Annotated in this window: 13 protein-coding genes; 12 read left to right on the top strand and 1 reads right to left on the bottom strand. The window is 43.9% G+C overall.

The window, feature by feature from the left end; translation table 11 throughout:
• On the bottom strand, positions 1–128 hold a 128-nt coding region (locus AACT21_RS01745; RefSeq protein WP_176430220.1), incomplete at its 3' end, for a peptidylprolyl isomerase.
• Between the two features lie 179 nt (positions 129–307).
• Between AACT21_RS01745 and cysS the strand changes: the two genes are divergently transcribed.
• From cysS to tolA, 12 genes are all read left to right on the top strand, one after another.
• Complete coding sequence (gene cysS, locus AACT21_RS01740; protein ID WP_094164281.1) at positions 308–1,690, top strand: cysteine--tRNA ligase; 1,383 nt, start codon at positions 308–310, stop codon at positions 1,688–1,690.
• Between the two features lie 81 nt (positions 1,691–1,771).
• Positions 1,772–2,293 carry a crossover junction endodeoxyribonuclease RuvC gene (gene ruvC, locus AACT21_RS01735; protein ID WP_013856565.1) on the top strand — a complete coding sequence of 174 codons (522 nt, stop codon included), beginning with the start codon at positions 1,772–1,774 and terminating at the stop codon, positions 2,291–2,293.
• 100 nt (positions 2,294–2,393) lie between these two features.
• Positions 2,394–3,014, top strand: a complete 621-nt coding sequence (ruvA, locus tag AACT21_RS01730) for a Holliday junction branch migration protein RuvA (protein WP_013856566.1) — start codon at positions 2,394–2,396, stop codon at positions 3,012–3,014.
• Positions 3,011–4,015 carry a Holliday junction branch migration DNA helicase RuvB gene (gene ruvB, locus AACT21_RS01725; RefSeq protein ID WP_017042275.1) on the top strand — a complete coding sequence of 335 codons (1,005 nt, stop codon included), beginning with the start codon at positions 3,011–3,013 and terminating at the stop codon, positions 4,013–4,015. Before ruvA ends, ruvB begins: the two co-directional genes overlap by 4 nt.
• Before the next feature lie 472 nt (positions 4,016–4,487).
• Positions 4,488–6,074, top strand: a complete 1,587-nt coding sequence (gene cydA / locus AACT21_RS01720) for a cytochrome ubiquinol oxidase subunit I (RefSeq protein ID WP_029189795.1) — start codon at positions 4,488–4,490, stop codon at positions 6,072–6,074.
• Positions 6,075–6,091: 17 nt separating this feature from the next.
• The gene (cydB, locus tag AACT21_RS01715) at positions 6,092–7,228 is read left to right on the top strand and encodes a cytochrome d ubiquinol oxidase subunit II (protein WP_019283297.1); all 1,137 of its coding nucleotides are present in this window, start codon (positions 6,092–6,094) and stop codon (positions 7,226–7,228) included.
• A gap of 11 nt (positions 7,229–7,239) precedes the next feature.
• Positions 7,240–7,347 (top strand): cytochrome bd-I oxidase subunit CydX, encoded by a 108-nt coding sequence (gene cydX, locus AACT21_RS01710; protein WP_000270284.1) that lies wholly within the window; start codon positions 7,240–7,242, stop codon positions 7,345–7,347.
• Positions 7,340–7,642, top strand: coding sequence for a cyd operon protein YbgE (gene ybgE / locus AACT21_RS01705; protein WP_013856571.1), 303 nt, complete (start codon positions 7,340–7,342; stop codon positions 7,640–7,642). Before cydX ends, ybgE begins: the two co-directional genes overlap by 8 nt.
• A 179-nt stretch (positions 7,643–7,821) precedes the next feature.
• Positions 7,822–8,241, top strand: a complete 420-nt coding sequence (ybgC, locus tag AACT21_RS01700) for a tol-pal system-associated acyl-CoA thioesterase (RefSeq protein ID WP_017042272.1) — start codon at positions 7,822–7,824, stop codon at positions 8,239–8,241.
• A complete protein-coding gene (gene tolQ, locus AACT21_RS01695) occupies positions 8,231–8,914 on the top strand; it encodes a protein TolQ (RefSeq protein WP_013856573.1) in 684 nt (227 codons plus the stop codon). Before ybgC ends, tolQ begins: the two co-directional genes overlap by 11 nt.
• A 3-nt stretch (positions 8,915–8,917) precedes the next feature.
• Positions 8,918–9,361, top strand: a complete 444-nt coding sequence (gene tolR, locus AACT21_RS01690; protein ID WP_013856574.1) for a protein TolR — start codon at positions 8,918–8,920, stop codon at positions 9,359–9,361.
• A 12-nt stretch (positions 9,362–9,373) separates the two neighbouring features.
• The coding region (gene tolA, locus AACT21_RS01685; protein ID WP_094164280.1) for a cell envelope integrity protein TolA at positions 9,374–10,397 on the top strand (1,024 nt) is incomplete at its 3' end.

The following is a 10,397-nucleotide window of genomic DNA, read 5'->3' as shown; positions in this document are numbered from 1 at the left end:
CGGTGGAACAGAGTGTTATCGTAAAAACCGTCACGGCAGTACTGTAGAAAGTTTGCGCTTGTTTCTGGTGCTTTTTCTTCATTAAGTTGAATTTTAATATCACCAAAATTCGTGTGAAGGATGATCATGATAGTTACCTTTATCTATTTTTCGTTGAGGCCCGGATTTTAACTGAACTTTGGACACATTCAAATCAACAAATGTCTTTAGGGGCCGTATTATTGCGAGAGAATAAGGATGACCAAGCTAGGCTAGAGTTGTTATACTGTGAAGCCATTTTAGTTCAAACAGTTATTAGATAGAGATCATGCTGAAAATATATAACTCAATCACTAGACAAAAAGAAGAATTCAAACCAATTCATGCCAACAAAGTGGGTATGTATGTCTGTGGAGTCACCATTTATGATCTCTGTCATATTGGCCATGGTCGCACCTTCGTTTCTTTTGATGTGATTTCTCGCTACTTGCGCTACTTAGGCTATGACCTTACATTTGTGCGTAACATCACTGATATTGATGACAAAATCATTAAACGTGCTGCCGAAAATGGTGAATCTTGCGATTCGCTAACCGAGCGCTTAATCGCAGACATGCATGCAGATTTCGATGCATTGAATATGAAACGCCCAGATGTCGAGCCTCGTGCAACCGCTTATATCCAAGAAATCATAGGCTTGGTGCAACGACTGATTGAACGCGGTTTTGCTTACGTTGCTTCTAATGGTGATGTGATGTTTGAAGTCAGCAAATTTGACGAATATGGCAAGTTATCCAAACAAGATCTCGATCAGCTTCAAGCGGGCGCTCGTGTTGATGTTGATCTTGCTAAGCGTAGCCCACTTGATTTTGTGTTGTGGAAAATGTCGAAGCCGGGAGAGCCCACTTGGGAATCCCCATGGGGAGAAGGACGCCCAGGCTGGCACATCGAATGTTCGGCGATGAATTCAGCGATTTTGGGTAACCACTTTGATATTCATGGTGGAGGCTCTGATTTGCAGTTTCCTCACCATGAAAATGAAATTGCTCAGTCATGCTGCGCACATGACACTCCCTATGTGAACACATGGATGCACAGTGGCATGGTGATGGTGGATAGAGAAAAAATGTCTAAATCATTAGGGAATTTTTTCACAATCCGCGATGTACTTGCTCACTATGATGCGGAAACGGTGCGCTATTTCTTGATGTCGGGCCATTATCGTAGCCAATTAAATTACAGCGAAGATAACCTAAAACAAGCGCGTGCCTCGCTAGAGCGTCTATACACAGCGTTGAGAGGGTTGGATTTAACCGTAGCAGTTGCAGGTGGTGAAGAGTATGTCAGTCGCTTTACGATAGCGATGAATGATGACTTTAATACGCCAGAGGCTTATTCCGTCTTGTTTGATATGGCACGTGATATCAACAAGTTGAAGACAGAAAATCTTCAGCAAGCCAGCGCTCTTGGCGCACTTATGCGTGAGCTTGCCGATGTGATTGGAATTTTGCATCAAGATCCAGAAGCGTTTCTTAAAGGAGACACTAATGGCGACGAACAAGTGGCGGAGATTGAAGCTTTGATCAAACTGCGTAATGACTCACGTGCAGCAAAAGATTGGGCTAATGCTGACGTGGCACGCGATAAGTTGAACGAACTCGGCATCATTTTAGAAGATGGCCCAAATGGGACTACTTGGCGTCGTAAATAATCAGGCAGTTAACTTGTCGATGATGGGCTTGAACTTTATTGGTTAAGCCCATTTTGTTTTTCGTCCACGATTAAGGTTTTCATGTCAATTATTTTAGGTATAGATCCCGGCTCGCGAATCACAGGTTATGGTGTGATCAGGCAGCATGGACGATATTTGTACTATCTTGGTAGTGGATGTATTCGTACCTCCGAAAAAGAGTTACCTGGGCGGCTCAAGCAAATTTACGCTGGCGTGACGGAAATCATTACACAGTTTCAGCCTGATGTTTTTGCCATCGAGCAAGTATTTATGGCAAAGAATGCGGACTCAGCACTCAAACTCGGGCAAGCAAGGGGCAGTGCTATTGTGGCGGCGGTGAATGCGGATCTTCCAGTCTATGAATATGCTGCTCGACTGGTTAAACAATCTGTAGTTGGTACGGGTAGTGCTGATAAAGCGCAGGTGCAACATATGGTCCAGCAAATGCTCAAATTATCGGCTAAGCCACAAGCGGATGCCGCTGATGCTCTGGGTGTGGCAATTTGTCATGCGAATACCAATAAAACCTTGATTGCGTTAGCTGGGCGGGCAAGCAGTGCTAAAAAAGGCCGATATCGCTGAAAAACCGATCTCGAGCGGGGTGGTATTTTTCTACTGGCTATACATCCAGTTATTTATTATCATCCGAGTCAAATAACCTCATTTCTCTAAGGAATTTCCTGTGATTGGACGTCTTCGCGGCATTCTGATTGAAAAGCAACCTCCAGAGCTATTGATTGAAGTCGCTGGCATTGGTTATGAAGTCCAAATGCCAATGAGTTGCTTCTATGAACTCCCTAAATTGGGCGAAGAAGCGGTCATTTATACCCATTTTGTGGTCCGAGAAGATGCGCAGCTTTTATATGGTTTCAACACGGTAAAAGAGCGAGCTTTATTTCGTGAAGTGATTAAAGCGAATGGCGTAGGGCCAAAATTAGGCTTGGGTATTTTGTCCGGCATGACGGCCGGTCAATTTGTTTCATGCGTTGAGCGTGAAGATATCTCCACATTAGTTAAGCTTCCTGGCGTGGGTAAAAAAACCGCTGAACGTTTGGTTGTTGAGATGAAAGATAGGCTGAAAGGTTGGGGAGCCGGTGACCTCTTCACTCCCGCTACTGACGCTGCACCAGTCGATAACAATTCCTTGGAAGCGCTCACGAGCAATGCGGAAGAAGAAGCGATCAGTGCGTTACTTTCTTTGGGTTATAAGCCTCAACAAGCTTCTAAAGTAGTGGCACAAGTAATGAAAGCTGACATGACCAGTGAAGCGCTGATTAAAGAAGCCTTGAGAGCAATGGTATGATTGAAGCTGATCGCTTAATTGCTCCTGATAGCCCTATTTTTAAAGATGAAGATATTATTGATCGCGCGATTCGTCCCAAAAAATTAGCGGATTATCGTGGCCAAGATCATGTACGCAATCAAATGGAAATCTTCATTAAAGCGGCACAAATGCGCAGCGAACCACTCGACCATCTCCTGATTTTTGGTCCTCCAGGGCTTGGAAAAACAACATTAGCCAATATCGTTGCCAATGAGATGGAAGTGAATATCCGCACAACTTCTGGTCCGGTATTGGAAAAAGCAGGCGATTTGGCGGCATTACTGACTAACCTTGAAGAGAACGACGTTCTTTTTATTGATGAAATTCATCGATTAAGTCCGGTGGTTGAAGAAATTCTTTATCCCGCAATGGAAGATTACCAGCTCGATATAATGATTGGCGAAGGTCCAGCCGCTCGGTCCATTAAAATCGATTTACCCCCTTTTACGCTGATTGGGGCAACAACTCGCGCTGGCTCGTTAACCTCACCCTTGCGTGATCGCTTTGGTATTGTACAGCGCCTTGAGTATTACAAAATTGATGATCTACAGTACATAGTGCAAAGAAGCGCGGACTGTTTAGGATTGTCGATGGAAGCGGATGGTGCACTTGAAGTGGCTAGGAGAGCAAGGGGAACGCCTCGGATTGCCAACCGTTTATTGCGCCGAGTTCGAGATTACGCTGAAGTGAAAGGCAACGGGCACATATGTATAGAGACTGCAGATAAAGCGCTAAACATGTTGGATGTTGATAGCCAAGGTTTCGACTATATGGATAGAAAGCTATTACTAGCGATTATGGACAAATTTGGCGGTGGCCCTGTTGGTCTCGATAACCTAGCCGCTGCAATCGGCGAAGAAAAAGATACCATTGAAGATGTGTTAGAACCCTTTCTTATCCAACAAGGTTATTTACAACGGACACCAAGAGGACGAATGGCGACCGATCGCGCCTATCTTCACTTCGGAATTGAAAAATAAGTTTACACCTCATCGTCATTTTTAGGTGGTAAGCACAAAGTGTGAACTACATCTTATTTATGATAATTTCCTTATCACTAAAGAGTTAATGATGTGAAGTGTATTGTTAACTCTCTGTGTGATTCGTTGTATTAATTTCTATCCCTTTCACTAAATACTCACAACAATTTCATTCTTCCTTTGATGTGGATCATTTTGTTCTTTTTTTGTTCAGATTTGCCGCGTGAAAATTGATGTAAATCAAGGCTTTTTTCTCCCATAAATCTTTTGAAACAACCTGCATTTAGAAGTAGTATTAGTCCCAGCTATATTAGCTGATGCTTAACAATTAACTAACCATAACGGTACATGCTTGCAACAAAATTCTGATATTTTTCAACATTTGATGAGGTTATATCACTGATGAATTTTAAGGAATTTTAACCCGTTTAGCATGTCAAAAGTGTCATTCAGCCGGCACAAAGGAGTTACCATGATTGACGTCGTTGATCTATCGCGGTTGCAGTTTGCACTGACAGCGATGTATCACTTCCTGTTCGTTCCATTGACTCTAGGTATGGCTTTTCTTTTAGCCATCATGGAATCTTTGTATGTAATGACTGATAAGCAAATCTATAAGGACATGACAAAGTTCTGGGGTAAGCTTTTTGGTATTAACTTTGCCCTTGGGGTGGCCACTGGCCTCACTATGGAGTTCCAGTTCGGTACAAACTGGTCATACTATTCCCACTATGTAGGTGACATTTTTGGCGCCCCTCTTGCGATTGAAGCACTTGTAGCCTTCTTTTTAGAATCAACCTTTGTCGGTTTGTTCTTCTTTGGGTGGGATAGACTATCAAAACGCCAGCATTTGGGCGTGACTTGGTTGGTTGCTCTGGGGTCCAATTTCTCGGCACTTTGGATCTTGATTGCGAATGGTTGGATGCAAAACCCAGTTGGCGCAGAATTCAATTTTGAAACTATGCGTATGGAAATGGTCAGCTTTGCTGAAGTCGTTTTCAACCCTGTCGCTCAAGTGAAATTTGTGCATACCGTAGCTTCTGGTTACACCACTGGCGCGATGTTCATTCTTGGTATTAGTTCATATTACTTGCTGAAAGGTCGAGACGTTGCGTTTGCACGCCGCTCATTCGCTATCGCTGCATCATTCGGCATGGCTGCTATTTTGTCCGTGATTGTGCTTGGTGATGAATCAGGATATGAAGTGGGTGAAGTTCAAAAGGTGAAGCTGGCTGCGATTGAAGCTGAGTGGCACACGGAACCTGCACCGGCTGCATTTACACTGTTTGGTTTGCCTAACCAAGACGCCATGCACACCGATTATGCAGTAAAAATTCCGTACGTGATGGGTATTATCGCTACACGTTCACTGGATACCGAAGTCACAGGGTTACGCGATCTACGCGATCAACACGTTGACCGAATTCGTAACGGTATGTATGCCTATGAACTGTTAGAGAAATTACGTGCAGGCGAAAAATCGCCAGCAAACATTGCCGCTTTTGAAGAAGTGAAAGGCGATTTGGGCTACGGCTTATTGCTAAAACGTTATACCGATAAAGTGAGCGATGCAACGGAAGAGCAAATTCAAGCCGCCGCCGATGATTCAATTCCAACCGTATGGCCACTATTTTGGTCATTCCGTCTGATGGTCGGTGTTGGTTTTGTGATGCTATTTGTCTTTGGTGCAGCATTTATTCAAACTTGTCGTCAGAAAATTGAGCAAAAACAATGGGTACTTAAAGCCGCCTTGTTCAGTATTCCTCTACCGTGGATTGCAATTGAAGCGGGTTGGTTTGTTGCTGAATATGGCCGTCAACCATGGGCTGTTGGTGAAATATTGCCGACCAATGTTGCTGCTTCTGCGCTAACTCTGGGCGAATTATGGACCTCATTGTTTGCGATTCTTGCACTGTACACAGTGTTCTTGATTGCTGAAGTTTACCTGATGGTTAAATTTGCTCGTAAAGGGCCTAGCAGCCTGAAAACTGGTCGTTATCACTTTGAGCAAAACGCAAACTCTGTTGAAGACAAAGTTAGCCGTCAAGTCGAAGCATAAGGCAGGGAGATAGAATAATGTTTGATTACGAAATCTTGCGACTAATTTGGTGGGTGCTGATCGGCGTACTGCTGGTTGGTTTTGCAATCACAGATGGTTTTGACATGGGCGTTGGTGCTCTTGTTCCCGTCATTGGTAAGAATGACAGTGAGCGTCGTGTCATGATCAACTCTATTGCCCCACACTGGGATGGTAACCAAGTTTGGCTTATCACGGCAGGTGGTGCACTGTTTGCGGCTTGGCCGTTAGTCTATGCGACATCATTTTCCGGATTTTATTTGGCTATGATTGTGACATTGGCTGCATTATGGCTTCGTCCGATCGGTTTGGATTACCGTTCAAAAATTGAAGATCCAAAGTGGCGTAATACTTGGGATATCTGTATTTCAATTAGTGGCTTTGTACCACCAGTCATCTTTGGTGTTGCCTTTGGCAACTTACTACAAGGCGTGCCATTCCAACTCAGTGATTTCATGATGCCAACGTATCACGGTTCATTTTTTGGTCTGTTGAACCCATTTGCTCTGCTTTGTGGCTTAGTCAGCTTGTTTATGATTATTTTACAAGGTGCCGCTTGGCTACAGATGAAAACCACCGATGAGCTGCATGCACGCGCTCGTGGCGTCGCTCAACTAATGGGCTTGTTGGTTGCTATTACTTTCGTCGCTGCAGGGTTTTGGATCCAAAACATCGATGGTTACGTGATTACCAGCGTCATTGATACACATGCCGCATCAAACCCACTCAATAAAGAAGTGATACGTGAGGCGGGGGCGTGGATGGCTAATTTCAACGCTTACCCATTACTATGGATCGCACCAGCTTTGGGTGTTGCCATGCCACTACTTGCTGTGTTGGCGTCGCGTTTTGAAAAAGGTGGTCTCGCATTCTTGGCTTCTAGCTTAGCCAATGCGGGTGTGATTTTCACCGCTGGTTTTGCGATGTTCCCATTTATCATGCCTTCAAGCTTAGTACCAAGTAACAGCTTGACCATGTGGGACTCAACATCGAGTGAATTGACGTTGAACTTAATGACAGTGGTCGCTTTTGTAATGGTACCTATCATTCTTGGTTACACCACTTGGACTTACTACAAGATGTTTGGTCGTCTTGATAGCAAGTTTATTGAAGAAAACAAAAACTCACTTTACTAAGGAGCATAGATATGTGGTATTTCGCATGGATTCTAGGTGTGCTTTTAGCTTGTGCATTTGGCATCATCAACGCTCTTTGGTTAGAGCATTCTGAAATGATGGACAAAGACAGTGAGTAAACTTGCAATGCAAGTCACTGAGTACCATAAACTGGTTGATAAGACTCTGCTCAGAGTCTTATCGCTCTTGCTTGGTTTTTATCATATCGCCATGATTATGTGGGATCCCGAGCTGTATTCTCAGAGCATTGGTGGTTTTAACGCGGTTATTTCACCACTCATGATATGGGCGCTGTGTGCAAGTATGGTTTTTGGTGTTGGCTTTAGACCACGCAAATGGTTTTGGCAATTATTGTTTAGCCCCTACATTTCATTATCGATCTTAATTTACCTAACGATTATTCGACTAGTTTGATATTTACTGTGTATGAATAACCTGTCGAAGGTTGATTAACGACCCACATTAGTGCTGCCTCTTTGAGACAGCACTAATTTTTTGTTTCAAGTTTTGTAAAAGTCCACTCAATGCTTGTACTAACGTCAATGAGTTGCGTTATAGTATCCGCCTAAATCTGTATATGTGTTGGAACCTTTGTGCAAAATACAGCCTCAGCCTTTCATTGGCCTGTAACGATTTACTATGAAGATACGGATGCTGGTGGTGTCGTCTATCACTCAAACTATCTTAAATTCTTTGAACGAGCCCGAACTGAAATGTTACGCGCAGTTGGAGTGTCTCAGCAGACGCTTTTGCAGCAGAACATTGGTTTTGTGGTCAGGCACGTTGACATCGATTTTCTACAAGCTGCACGTTTAGACGATATGCTGACGATAAATACTGTGATTTCGGCATTGAAAAAAGCCTCACTGATCTTCTGTCAGGAGCTCGTCAATCCTGAAGGTAAAGTATTGTGTAAAGCAATAGTTAAGGTAGCATGCATCGACAATCAGAACATGAGGCCAAAAGCGATGCCTCAATCAATAATTTTGGAGTTAACCCATAGTGACTGCTGATATCTCAATTCTCGATCTGTTTTTGCAAGCCAGCTTATTGGTCAAGATGGTGATGCTAATCCTTTTGGGGATGTCTATCGTTTCGTGGGCGATGATCATCAAACGTAGTAAAGTTCTTTCCCAAGCAGAAAAGAACGCTGATGCTTTCGAAGACAAATTTTGGTCTGGTACTGACTTATCCGTTATTTATCAAGATGTCAAAAAGCGTAAAGATGAACTTTTGGGTACAGAAGAGATTTTTTATTCTGGCTTTACCGAATTTGCACGTTTACGCAAGACTAACGCCACTTCACCTGATTTCATTATGGAAGGGACGGGACGTGCGATGCGAGTTGCTGTCGCAAGGGAAGTGGACGAGTTAGAGACCAGTCTGCCATTTCTAGCGACCGTGGGTTCTATCAGTCCATACATTGGATTATTTGGTACGGTATGGGGAATCATGCACTCATTTATTGCGTTAGGTGCGGTGAAGCAAGCGACGTTAGCAATGGTGGCTCCTGGTATTGCAGAGGCGCTGATTGCGACCGCTATGGGTTTATTTGCGGCTATTCCTGCGGTGATGGCTTACAACAGGTTGAGCAATAAAGTCAGCAAATTAGAGCATAATTACGCCACCTTTTCTGAAGAATTTCATAGCATTCTTCACCGCCAAGCGATGGCTGGTAGGGAATAGACGATGGTGGGTTACCAGCGTAAAAAGCGCAAGTTGACAGCTGAGATTAACGTTGTCCCTTATATCGACGTTATGCTCGTGTTGCTGATTATTTTTATGGTGACATCACCGTTTGTCACTCAAGGCGTTGATGTCGAGCTTCCTAAAACCACCACTTCAAAGTCAGCGGCTGAGCTGAAAGGTGATAGTGATAGTAGTTTTATCATCGTGGAAATAGATAAAGAAGGTCGTCTCGGGTTGAGCGTAAATAATGAAGAAGTCGAGCGGGGTCTTTCGCTGCAAGATGTGATCATTAGAGTCAAAGCTGAATTGTCGTTGAAACCGGATTCACCGGTTGCGGTTGGCGGTGATGCTGCAACGCCTTATGCAGAAGTGATACTGGTTCTGGATGAATTGAATCGTGCGGGCATTTCAAAAGTAGGTCTGCTAACCGAAATTAAAGGATAGTTTGTACTGTTCATGAAAGATCATAAATCCAAAAAAAGCGATTACAAAAAGCCCATCATTATCTCGGGTGTTTTGCATATAGTGTTGATCATTGCTTTGTTATGGGGTTCGGATTTTAGCCTAACTAAGCCCGAGCCTGCAGGGCAGATGGTTCAAGCTGTGGTGATTGATCCACAATTGGTACAAAAACAGGCCCAGCAAATTCGTAACCAGCGTGAAGCTGCTGCCAAAAAAGAGCAGGATCGGCTGGATAAGTTACGCCGCGAAAGTGAGCAGTTGGAAAAAAACCGCAAGGCGGAAGAAGAGAATATTCGCCAACTAAAAGAACAACAAGCTCAGGAAGCGAAAGCGGCCAGAGAAGCTGAAAAGCAACGTGCCGAAAAAGAACAAGAGCGTAAAGTGGCAGAAGAACGATCTCGTAAAGAAAAAGAGCGAGCGGTAAAAGCGGAAACGGAACGTAAGATAAAAGAAGAAGCGGTAAAAAAAGCAGAGCAGGAGCGCATCGCTAAAGAGGCTGAAATTGCGAAAGCGGAAAAAGAACGCATTGCCCGTGAAAAAGAGGCAGAACAAGCTAAAGAGAAAGCTCGTAAAGAGCGAGAAGCAGCAGAGCGAGCCGAGAAAGAGCGAATAGCCAAAGAACAAGAGGCGAAGAAAGCGGCCGAAAATGCAAAAAAAGAGAAAGCACGTCTAGAGAGATTGGAGCGTGAACGCAAAGAACAAGAAGCGGCGCTGAATAACATTTTTTCTGGGTTAGAAACAGAAGCAGAGCAAAATAGCTCAGCTCGTTCCCAATTTGTAATGAACGAAGCTCAGCGGTATGGAGCAATCTATACGCAGCTCATTCAACAAAATTTGCTGATTGAAGACAGTTTTAAAAGTAAACAGTGCAAAGTGAACCTACGGCTCATTCCAACGGGAACTGGAGCAATAGTCGGTAATCTAAGCATTATTGATGGTGACTCAAGGTTATGCGCGGCGACAAAACGTGCTGTGGCGCAGGTGGGGACGTTTCCGCTGCCCAAAGATGATCTTGATG

Origin of the sequence: Vibrio sp. V08_P9A1T1, from assembly GCF_963874405.1 — a bacterium.
GTDB lineage: Bacteria > Pseudomonadota > Gammaproteobacteria > Enterobacterales > Vibrionaceae > Vibrio > Vibrio anguillarum.
The sequence above is the reverse complement of the archived record's forward strand: the minus strand, read 5'-3'. Positions and strand labels throughout refer to the sequence as shown.